The organism is Amycolatopsis sp. lyj-346, assembly GCF_046548975.1.
Taxonomy (GTDB): domain Bacteria; phylum Actinomycetota; class Actinomycetes; order Mycobacteriales; family Pseudonocardiaceae; genus Amycolatopsis.
Genome location: NZ_JAJPWT010000002.1, coordinates 1 through 21,215 on the forward strand (window position 1 = coordinate 1; position 21,215 = coordinate 21,215).

Here is a 21,215-nt window from a genome sequence, read left to right on the forward strand (position 1 = left end):
AACGCTCCACCGGCGGGCACCGCCGCTACTCCCGCCACCAACTGCGCCTCGCCGCCCGCGCACGGGAACTGGTCGACCAGGGCACCCCCGTCGACGCCGCCTGCCGCATCATCACCCTCGAAGACCAGCTCCACGAAGCCCGCCGTCACAACACCCAACTAACCACCGGCGACTGACACCCCCACTCGGCACGCGGCCCCGCGCCGCGTGCCGACCGCAGCCAGAGCCAGGACGCTGCACAGCGCGCTTGATCACCAGCGCGGGCTCTGCCCAATCCTTGCTCTGTGCCTTTATCGCTAGCACGGCTTGTCCAACTTCGGTGTGCGGCTACCCAGTCACGGGTTTACGCGAGGCGCGAGCGCCTTTCAGGGGGCAACCGCCGTCTCCGGAACTGGCCGTCTGGACTTATTCAGGGGCTCTGGAGACGTCCGCGACGAACCGCTCGGCGCCGCTCCAACGCACTCGTGACCTCATCCACCCGCCGGGCCACAACCTGCTCATCGAGCTGATCCCGCGCCACGCTCATCGCCTGGTCCTCCGGTCGCCTCTACCCAGCAAAGCATTCCCCAGACCACGCATCACCTCCACCCGGGCGTCCGGTCACACCCACGGCGGCGCCGCGAACGCGCTCCCGGAGATCATCACCCCGATCGAGATGATCGGCCCCGCGACCGTCACCAATGTGTCGCTGCTGGGGCAGGGGTTGTTCCGGATTGCCGAGGTCGGCCCGACCGACAACCTCACCTTCACCCCGAGTCGCGTTCACCTGCGGCAACGTACTCGGCAACGAGTGCGGGCATCCTCAACCGCGGTCTCCGCGACCAACGACCACGCCCTGCTGCTCCTGGGCTCGGCCGGCGGGGTGCAGGAGCACACGCCTGGGCACGGGGGCGGCGACGGCGGCCGCGCGCGAGGTGTGGATGACCAGGGTTTCGTGCAGCCGGGCGATCAGCAACGGCCGCCACGTCGACCGCGTCGTCGCCACGATGCGCAGCTCGGTGCGCGGGGCGGCACGCCGGTGGCAGGCGAGCAGCACCTCGAGCCCCGCCGAATTCAGGAAACAGACCTGCGAAAGGTCCACCACGAGCCGCCGCGGGCACCGGCGCAGGACCACATCGATGGCCCGGTCGACCTCGGGCGCGGTGTCCAGATCGAACTCGCCGGCCAGAGCCAGGACTGCCGTGCGGCCGATCAGCTCCTCCGACAGCTTCAGGCCCGGCGTGGACGACGGTGTCCCGTGCGGGCCGAACATGACCAGCACCGATGGTTCCGGTGCAACGTCATGGCTACGGCGTATGGTCAGCGCGCTGAGTTTCATGAGTTCACTCCCGGCATCGCCGGCCGGCTCGTACCACATCGGACACTGCGCGGGCCCGGCGCGGACTTCCGGTCTTCGGCTGGCGGTCGTCGCAAGAGCGGGGACTGGGCACTTCGGCGCTGTCCTCCGGAGCATACCGCCTTCCGGTACCGGTGAGCCTGATCGTTCAGCCCAACTTCGTTTCCCGGCACGCGATCCAGGGGGATGCGTGTATCTTCGGGAGTGTCCGGGAGCATTTCGCACGCGGGTGCTCAAGCCTACGTCGTCCTCGGACCCAGACCGGCCCGGTTCGCATGGCCGGGGACGGGAGCACCGACATGAAGTCGGTCCCGCACATGACTGTCGCCGCACGGTTCGCCCTGGCGGCCGACGAACACGCATCGCACTCACCACGGCTGCGGCTGAAGCCGAAAGCACCGACGACAGGCTACGTCGACGGCGCCTGGTGGCCCACATCCCGGGACCTGACCGCCGAACTGCCGCCGATCCTGGCCGTGCTGGCCGTCCGGCTGGGGGGGGAATCGAACGGGTCACGTTCAACCTCGCGGCGTGGCCGTCCACCGGACGTCGCTTGGCGTTCGACGGCGGCGACGTCCGCCTCGAGGGCTTCCGTTCCCAGCACAGCGGCACCGTGACCGTCATCGGTGCCTGGGGCCGGCACCAGGTGACTTTGCTCGTCATCCCGCCCGGCACCGACCCGGATCTCGCCCAGCGCATGCTGATGACCGCGGCGCACCGGGGCAACGAGGACAGCGTGGAGACCCTGCTTTCCGGCCCTCGTCCGGCCCTCGCGACGTCAGTCGTCGCATAGCCGTCAACCCGGACAGTCCATTGAGGACAATATAGAACAGCTCAGCCCGGCTTCCCATGGTGCCCCGGTACCGGCAGAAGATCCGGCGGGTGCCGTTCGACCTCAGCGCGCCGATGTAGGTCGAAGACGAGAACTTCACACTTCTTCCGGGTCGGGCTGCCCGCCCCGGGCGACGACGGATCACCCACCGCGGAACCGGGCACCGCGCAGCTCCTGCGCACCGCGCTCGCCGAGCTGGCGAGCAGCCCATTCTCCCGGCTCGGTTCTCTCGGGAAGCAGCTGCTCAGCCCGGACCGGCGGTGGCTTCCGGTGGCCGACAGCGTCCGCGCGCTCGTGCCGGTCTCCGTCCGGGCGGCCGGGGACCACGATGTCGTCGACAACCAGATCTCGCTGATGCTCCCGCCGCTACCGGTCGACGTTGTCGGCCGACAGTTCTCCCGCGTTCTGCCCGAAGAGGTTCAACGCCCCGATCGCCTGGGCCGTGCGCGCGGCCGCGAAGACCCCCCAGCGCAACATCGTCACGTGGCCACCAACATCCCGGGCCGCGGCGGCCGCTGTCGCTGCCGAGTTGTCCCCCTACGTCCCGATCGCGCTGCAGCTACGCGTCGGCGTGGCCGTGCTCACCTACTGCGACCGGATGACCTTCGGCATCACGTCGAACATCGCGACCATGACCATCGCCGCACGCGCCTCGAACGTGACAGTGCACCGGGAGCCACCCGTTCGCCGACGCCCCGGGCTGCGACAGTGCTACGCCGATCGGGTGAACCGAGAGAATCTCGGTAAACCGTATCCCCGGGCCGGCAGTGAGGGAGGTGAACGACTGGCGTGCAACTGATCAACGGAGCAGGAGACGTCCGGTGAGAAGATTCGGCAGACCGAAAACGCGCTTCTTGTCCGCCGTCGAACTCGTCGGGGTTCTGGCGGCCGCCATCCTCGGTGGAGCGGGTACCGCATCGGCGGCTCGCCCGGCTTCGCGGGTCCATTCACGGCCGCGTGTCGCCGCGTCAGGGGTTGGCGGTGATGTCAGGAAGGATGCCGGCCGCGACCGCCTTCTTGATCGCGTCGACCCGGGACGTGGCGTTCAGCTTCGCGTAGATGTTGGTGAGGTGGCGCTTCACCGTGCCCTCGCTGATGTACAACCGGGTCGCGACTTGGGCGTTGCTCATGGCCATGGCGACCAGCGAAAGTACCTGCACCTCGCGTTTCGACAGCAGGTCCTGCTGGTTCCGGGCATGTTCGAGGGACCTCATGGTCGCTCGCGGGACCGAAAGGACCACGTTGTGCCGGCTGCGGCTCACCGAGTGCACCGTAGCCACCAGTTCCTCGCACCCGATGCTCTTCACCAGGTACGCGGCGGCACCGCTGTCCAGCAGGTCGCCCACGACCGCCGGGGAATCATGCATCGTCAGGATGACGACCGCTGTCGAAGGGCAGTGCTGTTTCAGCTGCGTGATCACGGATTTGGCGCCGGGGCCCGGCATCTGGACATCGAGCAGGAGGACGTCCGGCCGAGTGTCCTGAACCAGGGCGATGGCCTGGTCACCGGTGGACGCCTCACCGAGGACACGCAAGCGTGGATCCGTCATCAGCAGTTCCTGGATGCCTTGACGGAACAGGGTGTGGTCGTCGGCGACGACCACGGTGACCCGCCGGTCCGGCCCGGTCACGACGCGCCCGGAACCGGGATCGTGATCGACACCGTGGTCCCGGAGCCTTCGGCACTCGTGATCATGAAGTGCCCGTCGAGCAGTTCGACGCGTTCGCTCATCGACCGCAAGCCGATACCGGAGCCGGTCATGGTGACGTCGAATCCGCAACCGTCGTCCTCGACCTTGGCCAACGCCTTGCTTTCCCGCACTTCGACGGTCACGCGGATGGTGCGCGGGCCCGCGTGCTGCACGGCGTTCCGGATCGCCTCACGCAGGATGATGTACAGTTCCTCGGACACCGCGAGCGGCATCGTGGCCAAATCGCCACTGAGGGCGGTAATCATTTCGATGCCGGCCGGGACGTGCGCCGCGGCATAGTCCGAGAGCGCTTTTCGCAGACCACCGTGGTCGCTGGCCGAATCGTGCAGCTCCTGAGCGGTCTCGCGCACGGCGGCGAGTGCTTCCTCCATCAGTGCACGGGCCGCAGAAATCTTCTGCCTCGCTCGATCCGAATCCCGCTTCACGTAGATTTCGTGCAGCTCCAATTCCTGCATGGCAACGCCGATCGAGTGCGCGACGCGATCGTGGAGCTCCCGGGCGATCCGGTTCCGTTCGTCGCGGTGCGAGTTGTTCACCTTTTTCAGCAAGTAACTGGCATACGACACGGCGCCGAGGCCAACCCGGCGCATGATCGACGCCTCCAGCGTGCCGGCTGCCTCGCACAGCGCGTCGTCATCGCCACCGCTCGCCCGCACTTCCCGGACCACCAAGGGCAACAACACCGCGAACATCTCGATCGCCACGCGTACCGATTCGACCGGATGCACACCCAGCATCGCCCGAGTGGCGCCGATCTCGTCCGCGAGGTGCGCCGTGCGCAAATCTGTCGCGATGGTGGGATCACCCGGGTGTTCCGCATCGTCGAGCACGGACCCGAGCTGATAGCGAAGCTGCGCGGATGCGCGTTCGGTCGCGACCAATGGACTGCGCAAAACCCGCAGACGCTCGGACAGTCTTTCCATCGCTCTTTGCCGGACTGCCGACGTGAACTCAAGGCCCACCACATCGCCCCCATCAGCAGGATTAACCCAGATAACGAATTACACCATGCGAGTGCCCTCATTTCAATACCCGGGAAAGAATCTGCCGCGTCATGGCATGTTCGACAACAGCAGCGTTACGTGAGCTGCGTACTGCGTAGTCATGAAGGCGCGATACGGACGCCGCCGGACAGAACGGCCGGGCCGGCGGACGGGCGCGAGCAGGAGCACCGCGACGACCACCGACCCGCAGCAGACCACGGCGGCGGCGGGCTGCAGATGCCCGCCCGCAACCGCGGCCGCGGCGAAGAACCCCCAGCCCACCACGGTCACCGCGATCGCCATCACCGTCCGGGCTCGACGCTCGCCGAGCAGCACCGGCAGGGTCCGCCGCCCGGCCGCCCGGTCACCCTTGAGATCGGAAAGGTCCTTGGTCCAGCCGACCAGACCCATCCACAACGACATGACCAGCCCGAACGGGAGCAACGGGGTATCCCAATCGCCGCCGGCCGCGCAGCCACCCGCCGAGTAGGTCAGCAGTCCGAGTGCCGTGACCGAGACCAAGAAGCCGGGCACGGTCATCTTCAACGGGCACGGCCCCAGGGAGTACGCCCAGCCGACGGCGAGCATGAGCAGCACCAGCACCACCATGCGGAACGACACCAGCGCACAGCACCCGAGCGCGCCCACGGCCAGCAGGAAGCAGGCCGCTGTCGCCGAGGTCACCGGGAGGCTGCCCCGAGCGATCGGTCGCGTCGAACCGTTGACGCGATCCTCGACCACGTCGGCGATGCCGTTCATCAAGTAAATTGCCCACGTCGCGGCGAGCCATCCCGCTGCGCCCGCAAACGCCGACAACCCCAGGGTGAATTCTCCGCGCGCAACACCGGCGAGAACGAAACCGCTGGCGAATCTCAATTGGAAGACGAACTGTACCACCGGTCGCGCCTCCAGCCACGCCATCCGGACAGTTCGAGAAATATTCAGCGGATTGATAAGAGTATGATTTGCCATATTTTATTGTGCTATGAATAGCCTTGACGTCGTCAACGGCACGGATCGGCGACTATCGACTACGACTTTGGTCACATACCGGCTACGACCTTCGCTGCGACCGCGTTCCCCGAGGGGGTCAGCGACCTTGAAACGGCTCTCGCCCGTCCATTACCGTCGTGATCGTGGGAGCACAAAGGCTTAGCTGGTGATAGCAGTGTCATCGCATTACTACCGGGTCATCGTCAACGACAGCGGTTGCTACTGCATCTGGCCACACGACATCGCGGTGCCTCCCGGCTGGACGTCGACCGGGTTCTCGAGCACCGGCGAGACCGCGTTGCGCCAGATCGCCGAACTTTGGGGCGCGAAAGCCGCTCGGTACCGCAGCGGTCCGGGCGTGACGGACACATAAGGGGAAGCGATGACTGTTGCCGACTGCCCGCCGGTTCAGGACGACGGCTCGATCGAAATCCTACTCTGCGATTCACAGCCGCTCAGCCGGATCGGCCTGAAGACCACCCTCTCGGAATATCCGGGGCTGCGGGTGGTGGGCGAAACCGCGTCCGGCGGGCAGGCCGTGCGGGCCGCGCGCGCCCTCAAACCCAACGTTGTTCTCTGCGACATCGGGCTTACCGGGCTGAACGTGATCTCGTTCACCGAACGGATCACCTGCGTCGACGCCCGGGTTCCGGCCGGCGGAAAAACGGCGATAGCCTTGATCGTCGACCATGTCGACTACGACATACTGACCGCACTGCGCCTGGGAGCTTCGGGCATCCTGCTCAAGACCTGCGACGTCGACGAGCTGATCTGGGCGATCAAGGCCATCCACGACGGGAACCGGTATCTCGCTCCGGAAGTGGTCAGCGACGTCCTCGACTACACCTTCGGCCACGCCCCGACGCCGGTCGGCAATATCGCGCTCGAGAACCTGACGCCACGCGAACTGGAGGTCCTGGAATTGCTCGCCACCGGGATGAGCAACCAGGAGATCAGCGACGAACTGAACATCGGCGAGCCGACCGTCAAGTACCACATGTCGCAAACGCTGCGCAAACTGGATCTGCGTGACCGGCTCCAGGCGGTGGCGTTCGCGTACCGGAACGGTCTCGTGTCCCGCGGTTCGGCCGGATAGGCCGGGCCTGTCCCATGGTCGAGGAACGGCTGGTCGAACGGGTGAAGCGGCCCGGCGCGCATCGCGCATATCGTCGGGGTGAACACGCTTCGCCGGGAGAATCCATGCACATCGACCCCGATATCGGCGCAGTCGCTGCACAGCTCACCGACCTGGCGACCGCGCTACGCAAGGGAGACCGCGCCGACGCGCGGCACGAAACACTGCTCTGCCTCGTGGAGAGCGCGTCTCGGGCTGCACTGGCCTTCACCTCGGCCGGCCGGGCCGGGTTGCTCGACGAAGCGCTTTCCGCCGCGCGAGCGGCAGTGACAGCCGCCTCGTTCGCACTCGTCGAGCAGGGCCCACCGCGCCGACCGGACGACTCGACAGCACGCCGCTGAGGAGGACCGCCGATGACCACCCCCACCCGATCCACCGAGGACCCTCCGGCAGCCACCGATGTCGAACGGACACTCACCCAGCTGTGGGCCTCGACGCTCGGGGTTGCGGAGATCGGTCTCGACGAAGACTTCTTCGCCCTCGGCGGCAGTTCCGTGCAGGCGTTCGCGGTCGCCGCGGTGCTGAGCGACCGGCTGGGCGTCGAACTGCCGGTCGATGTCCTGTTCTCCGTGCCGACCATCCGCCAGGCCGCTCAAGCCGTCATCGGGGCCGGCGACTCCGGCGCCGTGCGGCGGCCCGCGCTGGATCCCGGCGCCGATCTGCGGGCCTCGGCCAGCCAGGAACGCATCTGGTTCGCCGAACAATGGCGTCCCGGCACCGCGACCTACCACATGCCGTGGGCGCTGGACATTCGCGGCGCGCTGGACCGCGGCGCGCTGTTGCGCGCGCTCGACCTGCTGATGTCACGGCACGAAATCCTCCGCACCGCGTTCCCCGCCCGGGACGGCCGGCCCAACCCGGTCGTCCGGCCGGACCCGTGGCTTCCGGTGGCCGAGCACGATCTCGGTCGCGTCGCACCCGGATCACGCGCGCAGCTGGCCGAAGCGACCCTCGCCGACCACGCGCGCCGGCCGTTCGACCTCGAGCACGGCCCGCTCGCGCGTGCGGATCTGCTCAGGCTTTCCGCACGGGAACACATCCTGCTGCTCACGATGCACCATCTCGTCGGCGACGCCTGGTCGACCCGGGCTCTCATGACGGAGGTGGTCGAGGCGTACACCGCGTTCGCCGGTGGCGGCGAACCGGCGCTGCCGGAGCCGCCCACGCCGTTCGGCGCGTTCGCCGCCCAGCAGCAATCGGCGGTCGAAGACGGAACGTTCGCCGGTTCCGTCGCCTACTGGGCCGACGCACTGGCCGGGGTACCGCCGGATCCCGTCACCGTGGCGCCGAGCGGGCACAGCGGTTCCGGTGGGCGCCTCGTGCGCTTCGAATTGACGGACAAGCTTTCGTCGGGGGTCCGCGAACTCGGCAGGGAGCTGGCGGCGACTCCGTTCACCGTGCTCGCGACCGCCATGGCCGCGCTGCTCAACGCCCGCACCGGCCGGGAGGACGTCGTGCTCGGCACGACCGCCGCGAACCGGGAACGGGCGGACGTCGCCCCGATCATCGGCCCGGTGTTCAACCTCCTTCCGCTGCGGTTCCCGGTCCCCGCCGACGCGACGTTCGCCGCGCTGGTCGCCAAGGCGAAACCCGCCGTCCTTGGTGCTTTCGCCCACCAGGAAGTGCCCTTCGACGTGCTGGTCCGCCGGCTGGCACCGGACCGCGAACTGAACGCGCTGCCGTTCTTCCGGGTTCTCTTCGAACTTTCGCCGGAGCCGGAGCCGGTGACCGCCGGAGGTCTGTCCTGGACACCTCGGCTGGTGGACACCGGGACCGCGAAGTACGACCTCGCCGTCACGATCACCGAGTGCGGCGCCCGGTTCCGCGGCACGCTCACCTACGACTGCGGGCGCTATGACACCGCCGACGCGGAACGCTTCGCGGGTGATCTGCTCGACACGTTGGAGCACGCGTGCGCAGACCCGCACCGCGAGCGGCCGGCCGCCCGACGACCGGAGCCGGCAGCGGAAGTCCCGGACGAGCCGGCCGGCGACGTCGACGCGGAGCCGGATCACCTCGAACGCCTGCTGATCCGGCTGTGGGCGGACCTGCTCCGGCGGGAGCCGGCGGGGATCGCCACCGGGGACAGCTTCTTCGCGCTCGGCGGCACCTCGCTCGAAATCGCCCGGCTGGTGGCCTGGCTGCGCTCGGAAATGCGCATCCCGGTCAATCCGCTCCAGATCTACCAGCGGCCGACGGTGGCGGCCCTGGCCGCAGCCGTGCTCGCGGCCGAGCCGGAACCGGGATACGCCCGCGACCTGGCCAGGGTGTTGCTCCGGCTCCAGGAGGCCGGCTCGGACCGCTGGCACCCCCTCCACCCGAGGACCTCGGCGTGAAGCGGTTCGAGTTGAACTACGCGCAGCGGCGCAGCCTGTACCGGACTCCCGCTCGAGAGGTCTACACGATCACGGTCGCGGTCGAGCCGCCGGCCGGGACGACCGAGCAAACCGCTCGGGCGGCACTGGACGAACTGGTGGCGGCGCATGAGGCGCTGCGCTCCCGCCTGGTGTTCACCCGGGACGGCCGCCCGCTGCAAGAGGTCGCCGAAGCGCAGGACGGGATCGAGGTCGTCCTGCGGCCGATCCGGCACTTCGGCGAGATCCCGGACACCGCCGTCGCCGAACCAGCGCCGGTGGACCCCCGGATCCACGCCGGCAGGTGCCTGCTGTACACCATGGACGGGTCGGTGCGGTGCGTCATCCTTACCGTGACGCACCTGTTCGCCGACGGCGTGAGCCAGGGCGTGCTGTACCAGGACCTCACCGCCCTGCTGCACGGAGAACGGCTGTCCGGCACCGCGAACCGCAGGCAGGCGAGCGACTACGCCGACTCGCTGCTGGTCGCGACCACCCGCGAAAACACCGAGTTCTGGAAGAGGCGGCTCGCGGACGCCCCCCGGGCGTGCACCTTCGGCGGCTACACCCGTGCCGGCGAGGAGGAGCTGCGGATCGCGCGCCGGGCGGATGACCGGGTGCAGGACGCAGTCATGGCCGCCGCGCGCGAGGTCGGCGTCTCCGCGTTCACGGTGTGGGCGACGGCGCTCAGCGCGCTGGTGAGCGTCTACACCGGACAGGACCGGCAGGTGTTCCGGTCCGTGTCGGCCAATCGGCTCGAGCCTGCCGACGAGGAAGCGGTGGCCAACCTGGCGCAGCCCGTCTACATCCGGCTCGACGGCGAACAACGGGACACCCTCCGGCACCGTGCCGAGCTGGTGCTCGAAGCGAGCATCGACGCCCACACCCGGGGGGTTTTCGACGCCGCGGAGCTGTTGGCGTGGCTGGACTCTCCCGGCGTCCGGCGTGGCGTCGCGTTCCGGCCGGCGTTCGATCTCAACTTCCTCGTCCACGACGACGGCATGCGCGCGCCGACGGGTGACTACGTCCAGCGGCGGCGCGTGGTGCCCGCCAGGGCCACTGCCGACCTCGCCGTCCAGGTCCAGCAGGGACCGACGACACACGTGCGGGTGACCGCAGGTGAACCGATCTGGACCGCCCGGGCCGCCGGCGACATCGCGACCGATCTGTCCGGGGTACTGCGGCTGCTCCGTGATCACCCGGACCTGCCGGTCCACGATCTCCCCCTCGCGCGGCTGAGGAGCGCTTCCCGGCTGAGGCACGGGCATCCGAGTGGGATCGGCATCGACGACGACGCCCAGCGCGCCCTGCTGACCGGAGTCGCCGGGGTACGGTCCGCGAGCTGGACAGCGCTGCCCGCCGCGGAGGGGATGCGTGTGCTGGCCGTGGTCGAGACCGAAGTCCCGGTCGCCGCCGGCGCACTCGCCCGGTCCTACACCGGCCGGCAGCCGTGGATCTGCGGCGCCGTCGTGCCCGACCGGATCGAAATCAAGTGCCCGGAAACCGCTGGTGCGAAGGGAACGACGCGATGAGCCGCAGACCCGCCGTGCTCGGTGGCCCGCCATTGCTGGCCGATCCGCTGCCGATGACGCGCCCGACCATCGTCGCCGACGACGAGCTGTTCGGCCACTTCGGCGCGATCTTCGACAGCGGTATGCTCACCAACGGCCCGGCGGTGGCCGAATTCGAGCGGCAAGTAGCCGCGTACCTGCGCGTCGACGACGTCATCGCGGTCAGCAGCTGCACCACCGGGCTGATGCTCGTGCTGCGTTGTCTTTCCGCGTCCGGCTCGGTCATCCTGCCCAGCTTCACATTCATGGCCAGTGGGCACGCCGTGCGCTGGAACGACCTCCGGCCGCGGTTCGCCGACTGCGAACCGGACACGTTCACCCTCGACCCGCAAGCGGTGCGCAACTGCTCCGGCGACGACGTCTCCGTCGTGCTCGGCGTCCACACCTTCGGCGTGCCCAGCGATGCAGACGAGCTGGCCCAGGCGGCCGCGGCGCGTGGCGCCGAGCTGATATTCGACGCCGCGCACGGGCTCGGCGGACGCTACCGGGACGGCACGCGGATCGGCTCGAAGGGTCTCGCCGAAGTGTTCAGCCTGAGCCCGACGAAAGCGCTGTCCACCGGGGAGGGTGGGCTGATCGCGACGAACGATCCGGGCTTGGCCGCGGAACTGCGGCTGGCCCGCAACTACGGCAACCCCGGCGACTACGACAGCCGGATGATCGGGCTCAACGCCAGGATGACCGAGCTCGCGGCCGCGATCGGGTTGCGCAACCTGCCGTTGCTGGACGCCACGTTGGACCGCCGGCGCCGGCTGGCGGGCCGTTACGCCGAAACGCTCGCCACGCTGCCGGTCCGGCTGCAGCGAGTGCCCGACGGCACCACACCGGTCTACAAGGACTTCACCGTGCTCGTCACGGACGAGGAATTCGGGCTTTCCCGGGACCAGCTGGCCGCCGCCCTGGCCGCGGAGGGCGTCAGCACCCGGACGTACTTCGATCCACCGCTGCACCGGCAGCGGGCCTACACCGAATCCGCTGCACAGCTGCCTGTGACCGAAATGATCACCCGGAAGTGTCTCACTCTGCCGCTGTATTCACACATGCCATTCGACCTCGTCGACCGCGTCTGCGAAGCGATGGCGCTAGCATACGCGCACCGGCACGAGATCGCGGCGACCATGGGAGACGAGCGGTGAACTACATCCAGCAGCTGCGGTCGGTGGTCGGCACCCGGCCCCTGATCCTGCCCGGCACTTCCGTTCTCGTGCTCGACGACGACGGCCGGGTGCTGCTGGTCGAGCGGATCGGCATCGCCGGCTGGGGGCTGCCCGGCGGTTTCATGGAGCCGGGCGAAAGCTTCGAGGAGGTCGGCCGCCGGGAGGTGCTCGAGGAAACCGGGCTGGAGCTCGGGGCTCTCACGCTGCTCGGGGTCTTCTCCGGACCCGAGTACTACTTCCGTTACCCGCACGGCGACGAGGTGTTCAACGTGACCGCCGCCTACACCGCCAAGCCGCTCGGCGGGGAGCTCCGGGTCGACGGCGTCGAGCTGAGCCGGGGCCGGTACTTCGCGGTGGACGAGCTGCCCGCGGACGTCATCGGGCCGGAGAAGCCGATCGTGGACGCCTACGCCAAGCTTGTCGCCGACCAGCCCGGCCGCTGACCGGCTTCCCGGCGCCGCGCCAGAGCGCGACGGCGCAGCCGAGGGTCACCGCAGCCGTGGCGGCCAGCAGCACGCGGTAGTCGACGGCGGTGATCAGAACCGCGCCCAGTGCGATCGAGGCCGTGTTCGGGATGAGGATGACCATGTTGCTCGCGGCGTTGACCCGTCCTTGCACCCGCACCGGGGTGTGCGCCTGCATCGCGGTGCTGAAGCCGACGACGAACCACACCATCGCGGCCCCGTTGAGCACCGAGGCGACCACCACCACCGGCATCACCGGGAACGCGAGCGCGAGGTTGCCGACGCCGAACGAGACCAAGGCGAACGCCACCAGCCCGTCCTCGCCGAGACGTGCGCACAGCCGTCCGGCCACCAGGCCGCCCAGGATCGCCCCACCGCCCTGGATGCTGGTGATGACGCCGAAGAACGACGGCGGCCGGTGCAGGCCGGCGTCGATCACCGCGAAGATGACCGTCTCGAAGAACCCCAGCACCGCCCACGCGCCCGCGCCCGCCGCCGTCACCCGCGCCAGCAGCGGGACCGCGCGAATGTGCTTGAACCCGGCCAGGAACTCCCGGCGGAACGACTCCCGCTCGTCCGGTGGCGTCTCCGTCACGCGAATGCCGCCGAGGATCACCGCCGCCAAGGCGAACAGGATCGCGACGAACGCAGCCAGCGCCTTGCCGCCGACCGCGGCGTAGATCCCGGCGCCCGCCAGTGGCGACAGGACGCGGACACCTTGGCTCGCCGCCTGCAGGGCGGCGTTCGCGGCGGCCAGTTTCTCGTCGGGCACCAGCTCCTTCACCAACGCCGAACGCGCGGCTCCGACGAACAACGCCGACGCGCCGTAGCAAAAGGTGACGGCGTAGAGGATCCACAGCTGCCGCACGGAGTCGACGGCCAGCAGGCCCAGTACCACGCCACCGGTCAGCACGTTCGTCACCACCAGCAGCCGGCGGCGGCGCACGCGGTCCACGACGCTGCCGGCCGCGGGGGCGAACAGGACGGGCAAGGTCAACGTCAGGAAGATCGCGCCGGCCGCGCTGTTGCTTCCGGTGAGGTCCTTGGCCCAGATGCCCAGCGACAGGTAGAGCGCGGTGTCGCCGAGATTGGACACCGTTTGGCCGATCAGGAGCCGCCGGAATCCGGCCTCGGCGAGCACCGTCACGCGCACCTGACTTCCGCCGGGATCGCCGGCGGCCAGCCGGCCGGGTCGACGCCGTGCTGGCAGAGGAACGCGTAGGCGAACCGCTCCAGCCCGAAGGCCACGCACCCGGTCGACAGCTCGGTTCCGTCGGCCGCACCGATGTCGAACCGCGACGTGAAGAAGCTGTCGTGGTAGTTGAACGACCCGCAGGCGATCGTGCGATCGGCCGCGACGCCGAGGCGCAGCTCGTACTTGGACTCCGAAAGGCTCTGCAGTGTCATCTTCGCCGCGAAGTCGGCGCCGACGAAGAACGGGTCGTTGGCCACTTCGCAATGGCCACTCAGCTCGTGCCGCTCCAGGAACGCACGGACGTTTCCCAGCATGGCCTGCCGACGCTCGCGGACGTGATCGCGGTCGCCGATGAACACGATCTCGCGCATCGTGAAGTCCCACAGGCGCTCCAGCCCGTCCTCGTACTTCGACTCGTGGCGGAACACCTTGGCCGCGGCGGTCACCGCGGCGCGTCCCGCCGGCAGCCGCATCCCTTCGTGCTGGTGGTACACGTGGAAGCACGTCGCCGGCGGCAGGCAGTAGTCGGCCGGACCGGAGTGCTCCAGCACGTAGGAGGCGACGTCACCGCCCGGCGCGTGCCGGTCGGCGAACGCACGGTAGTTGTCGATGTCACCGCGAAGCCGCGTGGCGAACATCATCAGCTGCGGGAACGACGCGATGTACCCACAGCGGTCGATCACTTCGGTCGGGATCAGGGTCGGGTAGCGCACCTCGGTCGCGCCGCATTCGGCGGCCATCGCCCGGAACCGGCCGTCGAAGTACTCCAGGAGCGCCAAGGGCGCCCCGCTGATCGCGGTCAGCCCGGGTGCCGTGGTGGTGGCCGCCTGCGTCGCGCGCAGCCGTCCGGCGGTGTCGGCTGCGTACTCCCCGTGCTCCGGCAACCGCCACACGACTTTGTTCGGCACCTCCCGGCGCCGGAGGATGTCGTCGACGACCAGGCGGCGGACCTTCTCGGCCACCTCCTCGGCCCGGCCGGCGTCGGCCAGGGAGATCTCCACGCCCGCGACCCCGCCGTTTCCGCGGATGAGGCGGAATTCCCTGATGTCTTCGCTGACGTAGTAGACGTGCCGCCGCAGGTCGTCCGCGTGGTACTCGGTCAGCGGCTCGGCGAACGTGACGGCGAACGGTGTGCTCATCGGTTTGCTCCAATGCGGTCGGCCAGGGCACGCACGGTCCGGGCCCGGAAGAAGGTGACGAGAGGAAGCTCCACCGCATAGCGGGCGTTGATCCGGTCCCGCAGCTGCGCCGCCTTGAGCGACTGCCCGCCGATTTCGAAGAAGTCCGCCGTCACATCCGTGACCGGTACGCGCAGCAGGTCGCTCCAGATGCCGGCGATTTCGAGCTCCAGCTCGCCCACCGGCGCCGAACCGCCTCCCGCACGCGGGGTCCGCCGCTCGACCGCCGCCGTGAGCGCGACGCGATCCACCAGCCCGCTGGAGGTCGTGGGGATCTCGGAGATCCGGTGCAGCGCGGCGAGTTCGACGCCGGCCGGTACCTCCGCGGCGAGCGCGGCCACGGCATCCGGCAGCGGAACTTCCTGCCCGGCGACGTAGTACGCGATCAGGCCGCCCCGTTCGACGGTCACGACCGCGTCGCGAACTCCGGGCTGCCGGCACAACGCCGCGGCCAGTGCGGTCACGTCGACGGGAACGCCGCTGACGGCGGCCTCGTCGAGCACGTCCAGCTGCCCGTCCGGCAGCCAGCGGGCCTGCTTGCCGGTGGTGCGCAGCCGCTCGCCGTCGATCGGACCGGCGACGGACGGCTCGCCCACGACCTCGATCCCGCCGAAGCACAGCTCCCCCGCGACGCCGGGCGGTACGAGCTCGCGGTCCTCACCGAGGACATAGGCCGAAACACCGGGAATCGGCCGCCCGGCCGGAACGCGCGCCGACCAGCCGCTCGCGCCGGCGCGGAAGACGCACACCCCGCCGAGCAAATGGGTCTCGTGGTACACGGGGACATCGGGCGCGAGCGCGCGCCAAGCCTCGAGGACCCGGGCCGGGAAAGCGTCACCGTGCACGACGATCGTCCCCGCGAGCCCGGTGGCGGCTTCGCGGCCCACCGTGGACGAGACGTCCGCGAGCCGGGCCGGAGTCAGGCTGAGCAGTCCGTAGGGGGCCTGCCGGACCAGCCCGGCGACACCGTCGCGGACGACGCGCACGCCGGCGCCCGTCACCAGGCCCAGCAAGATCGCCGAGAGCTCCGCCGCGGACGTCGGCAGGCCGAGCATCGGCACGCCGCCGGCCAGCCGCTCACCGTACTCGCGCCGCGCCCACACCAGATATCCGGTGAGCGCCCGGTGTGCGATCGCCTGGCCGCCGACCACGCACGCCGGGTCCATCGGATCCACGTCGCACAGTGCGGTCGCCGACGGCCCGGTGCCGGCCCCAGCCGCGCGCACGGCGGGGTGTCCGTCCGGGGCGACCGTCACGAGCGCACTCACCCGCTGCTGGCCGGCGCCCTTTCCGGCCGGCGCGAGGAGGAACGCGGCGCCGGTGCGGCAGACGGCCAGCACGGCCACCACCAGGTCCGCGCCGGGCGGCAGTTCCACGGCCACGGCCGAGCCCTTCCCGGCGCCGGCCTCGCGCAGCCGGGCGGCGAGCCGATCGGCCCGCTCGGACAAGTCCCGGTAGCTGAGCCGGACGTTCCCGTCCGTCACCGCGACGGCCTCCGGCGCCGACCTGACCTGCTCGCCGACGAGCTCGTGCAGGCACCGGTCCGGACCGAGCCCGGCCCGGGATCCGTTCCACTCCGACACCAGCCGGTCCAGCTCGGCGGGCGCCAGCGGCGAGAAGCCCTTCTGCGGCTCCTCCGGCCTGGCCATCGCCCGCAGCACTGCGATGTAGTAGCGATGCACGGCTTCGGCGAGCTCGTCGGACACCTTGCCGGTGTAGTAGTCGACTCGCCAGAGCATCTGGTTCGACCGCGGGTTGCGCAGTACGCCCGCGTTGACGCTGAAGCTGTTCGGCTCCACCCGGTATTCGGCCTGGTGCGCCACCCTGCCGTCACGGATCTCGACACCGGCGTCGAGTACGTCGCTCATCACGTGGAAGTGGTTGTACAGGAACGAGGTGTCGAACAGCCTTGAGCGCGACCCGGCATCCCACTGCATGTGTGCGTAGGGGTAGCGGCGGTGGGGCAGCATCTCCTGCTCGGCGGCGAACGTGCGGCGGATCAGGTCCAGCCAGGTCCCGCCCGGAACCGTGACCAGCACCGGCGGGATGTTCAGGAACATCCCGCGCACCTCGGTGCTGTCGACGTCCTCCGAGCGCCCGTGGGTGCTCACCCCGGCCATCACGTCCGCACGGCCGCTGAGCAGGCTCAGCACCTTGAGGTACGCGGCCAGCAGCACCGTCTTCACCGGGACCTCGGCGATCGCGGCGACGGTGAGCACGGCCTCGCACAGATCCTGCGGGATCAGCGTGTCCGTGGAACGGTGGGCGGCGTCGCGGGTGGAGGTGAACCTCCAGCGGCGCACCCCGTCGACGACCTCGCCTTCGGTCGGCGTGTCGTACGTGGCGCCCGGTGCCGGCCCGTCCGGGCCGGTTCCCCAGTGCGGCAGCTGGAACGGGAGGCGATCCGCGAGCTTGCCTGCCCAGAAGTCGCGCTGCTCAGGTGAAGCGATGGCTTCCCGCTCCAGCTCGATGAAGTCGCGGAAGTGCGCGGCAGGTCGTGGGAGCGCAGGCGCGTCCGGATCCCGCAGCAGCGCCACGTACCGGCGCAACGTCTCGGCCTGGGTGGAGAACAGGCTCCAACCGTCGAACACCGCGTGGTGCTCGGTGATCGTCCACTGGAATTCCTCGTCCGAACGCCGGTGCAGCTGGTAGCGCAACAGTGGCGCCTCGTCCACTTTGAACGGATTGTGCCGCTCCCGGTCGAGCACGCCGAGCAGCCGGCGCTCTTGCTCCGCTTCGGACAGGTGACGCAGGTCCGACACCTCGATCGGCAACTCGGCAGCGGGGTACACCAGCTGCATCGGCTCGCTGAACCGGCTCAGGTCGAACGCCGTGCGCAGGATGCTGTGCCGGGCGACCACATCCCTGGTGGCCTGGCGGAACGCGGCCTCGTCGAAGGGAGCGCGGACGCGGAAGACGTTGACGTTGTGGTATGGCAGATTCGACGGGTCCAGTGTCATGTGGTAGACCATTCCGGCCTGCAGGACCGACATCGGGTACGCGTCCTCCAGCCCGTCCGGCAGCTTCTCCCGGTCTTCCGCCGACATCAGCGAGAACGGCTCCCGCACCCGTTCTTCCTCGGCGACCGGCTCGGCGCGCGCCGCGAGCCGCGCGATCGTCGGGGTGGTGAACAAGTCCTGCAGGCTGATCGCCAGCCCGCGTTCCTTGGCGCGGCCGATCGCCTGCAAGGTGCGGATGGAGTCGCCACCGAGGTCGAAGAAGCTGTCGTGGATGCCGACCCGGTCGACCTCGAGCACTTCGGCCCAGACCTCGGCCAGCGTCCGCTCGGTGTCGTCGCGTGGCGCCGTGTACCGCTGCCCGAGCTCGGGCCGGACGGCTTGCGGCGCAGGCAGCCGACGATAGTCGATCTTGCCGTTCGCGGTGGTCGGCAACTCGTCGAGGATCACGAACACCGCCGGAACCATGTAGTCCGGCAAGGAATGCGCGACCTGCTCGCGAAGCTCGCCGGTGGTCGAGCCGGCGCCGACCACGTACGCCACCAGACGCGGCTGCGCACCGTTGTCGGCGCGGGCCGTGACCGTCGCGGCGCGCACGCCGGCCACGTTTCGGAGCACTGCTTCGATCTCGCCGGTTTCGATGCGGAACCCGCGGATCTTGACCTGGCGATCGTTGCGTCCCAGGTACTCCAGCTCCCCGGCGAAACTCCAGCGACCGACGTCACCGCTGCGGTACAGCCGGGCTCCCGGCACGCCGCTCCAGCGGTCCGCGATGAACCGTTCGGCGGTGAGGCCGGGCCGGCCGAGGTAGCCCGCGGCCACTCCGGCGCCGCCCACGTGGAGCTCACCGGGTACCCCGGGAGGCAGCAGATTGCCGTGGCGATCGAGGACGTAGATGGCCAGATCCGGGATCGGCACGCCGATCGGGCTTTCCGGGCGGGTCACGTCGGCGCGGGTGAGCGGCCGGTAGGTCGCGTGCACCGTGATTTCGGTGATGCCGTACATGTTCACCAGGCGAGGCCGGTCGTCGCCATGCCGGTCGAACCACCGCCCGACGCTGCCGAGATCCAGCGCCTCGCCGGCGAAGATCACCAGTCGCAGCGCGAGCTCGGCGCCCGCGTCGGCGTCGAAGGCCTCCAGCTGGCGGAACGCCGACGGGGTCTGGTTGAGCACGGTCACGCGTTCCCGGCACAGCAGCTCGTGGAAGTCCTGCGGGGAGCGCGTCACCAGATGAGGCACGATGACGAGCCGGCCGCCGTAGAGGAGGGCGCCCCACAGTTCCCACACGGACACATCGAAGGCGTAGGAATGGAACATCGTCCACACGTCGGTGTCGTCGAATCCGAACCAGTCGTGGGTACGGGCGAGCAAACGGCTCACGTTGGCGTGGGTGACCTCGACCGCTTTCGGCCGGCCGGTCGTGCCCGAGGTGTAGAGCACGTAAGCCGGATCCGCCGCCCGCACCCGGACCTCGAGCGCGTCCGCGGCGGCTGCGGCGATGTGCCCGGCGTCGGCGTCCAGGTCGAGGACCGCCCAATCGCCGGACGGCAGCACGTCCCGGGACGCCGGGTCGGTGACGACCACCGCGGCGCGGGCGTCACCGAGCATGTACGCCAGCCGCTCGCGCGGGTAGCGGGGGTCCAGAGGCAGGTACGCCGCACCGGACTTCAGCACGGCGAGCAGCGCCACGACGAGGCCGGCCCCGCGGTCGAGGCACAGACCCACGACGGAGCCCGGACCGGCGCCGCGGTCCCGCAGCAATCGCGCCAACCGGTTGGATCGAGCATCCAGGTCCTGGTAGGACAGTGCGTCCCGCACGTCGGACACCGCGGTCGCGGCCGGGTTCCGCCGCGCCCGGACAGCGAAGAGCTCGTGCAGCGGCCGGGGGTCGGGTGCAGCTCCGAAGGCGTCACCCTTCGACTGGGCGACGACCGCCGCGAGCTCGTCCTCGGTGAGCATCTCCAGCTCGCCGACCGGGGAGTCCGGCTCACCGGCGGCCTGCAGCAGCCGCAGGTAGCAGGAGACCAGCTGCGCCACCGCTGCCGCGTCGAACAGGTCGGTGTTGTATTCGACCTCGAACTCGGTGCGCTCCCCCAGGAAGATCGACCAGGTGAGGTCGAACTTCGCGGTGCCGCGTTCCAGACCGACGGGCTCGAGCCGCGCGGCGCCGAGACGGGCGCCGGATTCCGGCCGGTCCTGCGCGCCGAACACCACCTGCACGATGGGGCTGTGGGTGAGGGCCCGCTGCGGGCTGAGCTCGGACACCATCCGTTCGAACGGCAGGTCCTTGTGCCCGAAGGCTTCCATCACGACGTCGTGCGTGCGGCGCAGCGCGTCGGTCAGCCGCGGACGCCCGGAGAGATCCATGCGGACCGGTACGGTGTTGACCATCGGGCCGATCACCTCGGCCAGCTCGGCCCGATCCCGCAGCGACACGGGAGTACCGACCACAAGGTCCTCCTGCCCGGTGTAGCGGGAGAGCAGGACGCCGAACACCGTGAGGTACGCGGCGAAGGGCGTGACCCCCACGGTCGCGGCGACCGCACGCACCCTCGCGGCCACTGCCTCGGGCACCTCGAAGGTGACCGTCCGCCCGGTGAACGTCTGGGCCGCCGGGCGCGCCCGGCTGGACGGTACCTCGAGTACCGGTGGCGCCCCTTCGAGCCGGTCACGCCAGAACTCGACTTCCCCGGCGAAATCGCCCGCGACCAGCCGGTCGGATTCGGCGCCGGCGAAGTCGAGGTAGCGCGCGGGCACCGCGGGCAGTTCGGCGGCGCGGTCCCGGTAGAGCACGTCGAGGTCACGCAGCAGCACTCCGAGTGCCACACCGTCGACGACCATGTGGTGCGCGGTGAACACCAGCAGATGCCGTTCGGCGCTCACGCGCACCAGCAGCAGCCGTGCCGGTGGGCCCCCGCGCAGATCGAAGGGGCGGCAGGTGTCCTGGGTGGCCACGGCCAGCGCTCCGGCATCCGGGTCGTCCTCCGTGGACACGTCGCGGTAGCTCCACTCGGCCGGCGCCTCGGCTTCGACGACCTGCTCGGGCCCCGAGCCGTCGTGCCCCGGCAGGAACCGGGTGCGCAGCGCGCCATGCCTGGCGACCAACGCGGTGTACGCCCGGCGAAGCGCCTCGGCGTCCAGCGGTCCGTCGACCCAGCAGGCCGCCGGCGTGTGGTAGGTCGCGGTGCCCGGGCTCCACTGCTCGAAGAACCACATCTGGCGCTGCCCGGACGACATCGGGCCCCGGTCCGCGGCCAGGCTCGGCAGGTCGTCGGCCTGCCTCCGGGCCAGCAACCTGGTCAGCTCGGCTTCGGCGTCGAGGGAAAAGTCGTCGATGCTCACGTTCAC

16 protein-coding genes and 1 pseudogene are annotated in these 21,215 nt (G+C 69.8%); 10 read left to right on the forward strand and 7 right to left on the reverse strand.

Annotated features, from left to right (window positions below):
* A pseudogene (locus ACLJQE_RS07410) lies at positions 1–176 on the forward strand (MerR family DNA-binding transcriptional regulator); the annotation flags it as partial.
* A gap of 626 nt (positions 177–802) precedes the next feature.
* Here ACLJQE_RS07410 and ACLJQE_RS07415 read toward each other — a convergent pair.
* Positions 803–1,357 carry an STAS domain-containing protein gene (locus ACLJQE_RS07415; RefSeq protein ID WP_410638350.1) on the reverse strand — a complete coding sequence of 185 codons (555 nt, stop codon included), beginning with the start codon at positions 1,355–1,357 and terminating at the stop codon, positions 803–805.
* 296 nt (positions 1,358–1,653) lie between these two features.
* On the opposite strand from ACLJQE_RS07415, the gene ACLJQE_RS07420 reads away from it, so the two are divergent.
* Together ACLJQE_RS07420 and ACLJQE_RS07425 are read left to right on the forward strand one after the other, a co-directional pair.
* Complete coding sequence (locus ACLJQE_RS07420; RefSeq protein WP_410639151.1) at positions 1,654–1,953, forward strand: DUF5994 family protein; 300 nt, start codon at positions 1,654–1,656, stop codon at positions 1,951–1,953.
* Complete coding sequence (locus tag ACLJQE_RS07425; RefSeq protein WP_410639152.1) at positions 1,839–2,129, forward strand: DUF5994 family protein; 291 nt, start codon at positions 1,839–1,841, stop codon at positions 2,127–2,129. Before ACLJQE_RS07420 ends, ACLJQE_RS07425 begins: the two co-directional genes overlap by 115 nt.
* Positions 2,130–3,136: 1,007 nt before the next feature.
* On the opposite strand, the gene ACLJQE_RS07430 is transcribed toward ACLJQE_RS07425, so the two are convergent.
* From ACLJQE_RS07430 to ACLJQE_RS07440, 3 genes are all read right to left on the reverse strand, one after another.
* Positions 3,137–3,772 (reverse strand): response regulator transcription factor, encoded by a 636-nt coding sequence (locus tag ACLJQE_RS07430; RefSeq protein WP_410638351.1) that lies wholly within the window; start codon positions 3,770–3,772, stop codon positions 3,137–3,139.
* Positions 3,773–3,795: 23 nt separating this feature from the next.
* The gene (locus ACLJQE_RS07435) at positions 3,796–4,803 is read right to left on the reverse strand and encodes a sensor histidine kinase (protein WP_410638352.1); all 1,008 of its coding nucleotides are present in this window, start codon (positions 4,801–4,803) and stop codon (positions 3,796–3,798) included.
* Between the two features lie 129 nt (positions 4,804–4,932).
* Entirely contained in the window at positions 4,933–5,784 is an 852-nt protein-coding gene (locus ACLJQE_RS07440; protein ID WP_410638353.1) for a UbiA family prenyltransferase, read from the reverse strand.
* A gap of 247 nt (positions 5,785–6,031) precedes the next feature.
* Between ACLJQE_RS07440 and ACLJQE_RS07445 the strand changes: the two genes are divergently transcribed.
* The 7 genes from ACLJQE_RS07445 to ACLJQE_RS07475 all read left to right on the forward strand — a co-directional run bounded on the left by ACLJQE_RS07445 (position 6,032) and on the right by ACLJQE_RS07475 (position 12,516).
* Positions 6,032–6,229 (forward strand): MbtH family NRPS accessory protein, encoded by a 198-nt coding sequence (locus ACLJQE_RS07445; RefSeq protein ID WP_410638354.1) that lies wholly within the window; start codon positions 6,032–6,034, stop codon positions 6,227–6,229.
* 9 nt (positions 6,230–6,238) lie between these two features.
* Positions 6,239–6,952 carry a LuxR C-terminal-related transcriptional regulator gene (locus ACLJQE_RS07450; protein WP_410638355.1) on the forward strand — a complete coding sequence of 238 codons (714 nt, stop codon included), beginning with the start codon at positions 6,239–6,241 and terminating at the stop codon, positions 6,950–6,952.
* Between the two features lie 104 nt (positions 6,953–7,056).
* Positions 7,057–7,332 carry a hypothetical protein gene (locus tag ACLJQE_RS07455; protein ID WP_410638356.1) on the forward strand — a complete coding sequence of 92 codons (276 nt, stop codon included), beginning with the start codon at positions 7,057–7,059 and terminating at the stop codon, positions 7,330–7,332.
* A gap of 12 nt (positions 7,333–7,344) precedes the next feature.
* The gene (locus ACLJQE_RS07460; RefSeq protein WP_410638357.1) at positions 7,345–9,327 is read left to right on the forward strand and encodes a condensation domain-containing protein; all 1,983 of its coding nucleotides are present in this window, start codon (positions 7,345–7,347) and stop codon (positions 9,325–9,327) included.
* Entirely contained in the window at positions 9,324–10,877 is a 1,554-nt protein-coding gene (locus tag ACLJQE_RS07465; RefSeq protein WP_410638358.1) for a condensation domain-containing protein, read from the forward strand. Before ACLJQE_RS07460 ends, ACLJQE_RS07465 begins: the two co-directional genes overlap by 4 nt.
* On the forward strand, positions 10,874–12,052 hold the full coding sequence (locus ACLJQE_RS07470; protein WP_410638359.1) for a DegT/DnrJ/EryC1/StrS family aminotransferase: 1,179 nt from the start codon (positions 10,874–10,876) through the stop codon (positions 12,050–12,052). The genes ACLJQE_RS07465 and ACLJQE_RS07470 overlap by 4 nt, the downstream gene beginning before the upstream one ends.
* Positions 12,049–12,516: an NUDIX hydrolase gene (locus tag ACLJQE_RS07475; RefSeq protein ID WP_410638361.1), complete on the forward strand. Its 468-nt coding sequence runs from the start codon at positions 12,049–12,051 to the stop codon at positions 12,514–12,516. Before ACLJQE_RS07470 ends, ACLJQE_RS07475 begins: the two co-directional genes overlap by 4 nt.
* Here ACLJQE_RS07475 and ACLJQE_RS07480 read toward each other — a convergent pair.
* Genes ACLJQE_RS07480 through ACLJQE_RS07490 form a run of 3 tightly spaced genes read right to left on the reverse strand, consistent with a single transcriptional unit; the run spans position 12,449 to position 21,209 of the window.
* The gene (locus tag ACLJQE_RS07480; protein ID WP_410638362.1) at positions 12,449–13,690 is read right to left on the reverse strand and encodes an MFS transporter; all 1,242 of its coding nucleotides are present in this window, start codon (positions 13,688–13,690) and stop codon (positions 12,449–12,451) included. The genes ACLJQE_RS07475 and ACLJQE_RS07480 overlap by 68 nt on opposite strands.
* Complete coding sequence (locus ACLJQE_RS07485; RefSeq protein ID WP_410638363.1) at positions 13,681–14,871, reverse strand: hypothetical protein; 1,191 nt, start codon at positions 14,869–14,871, stop codon at positions 13,681–13,683. The genes ACLJQE_RS07480 and ACLJQE_RS07485 overlap by 10 nt, the downstream gene beginning before the upstream one ends.
* A complete protein-coding gene (locus tag ACLJQE_RS07490; protein ID WP_410638364.1) occupies positions 14,868–21,209 on the reverse strand; it encodes an amino acid adenylation domain-containing protein in 6,342 nt (2,113 codons plus the stop codon). The genes ACLJQE_RS07485 and ACLJQE_RS07490 overlap by 4 nt, the downstream gene beginning before the upstream one ends.
* Positions 21,210–21,215 lie beyond the last annotated feature (6 nt).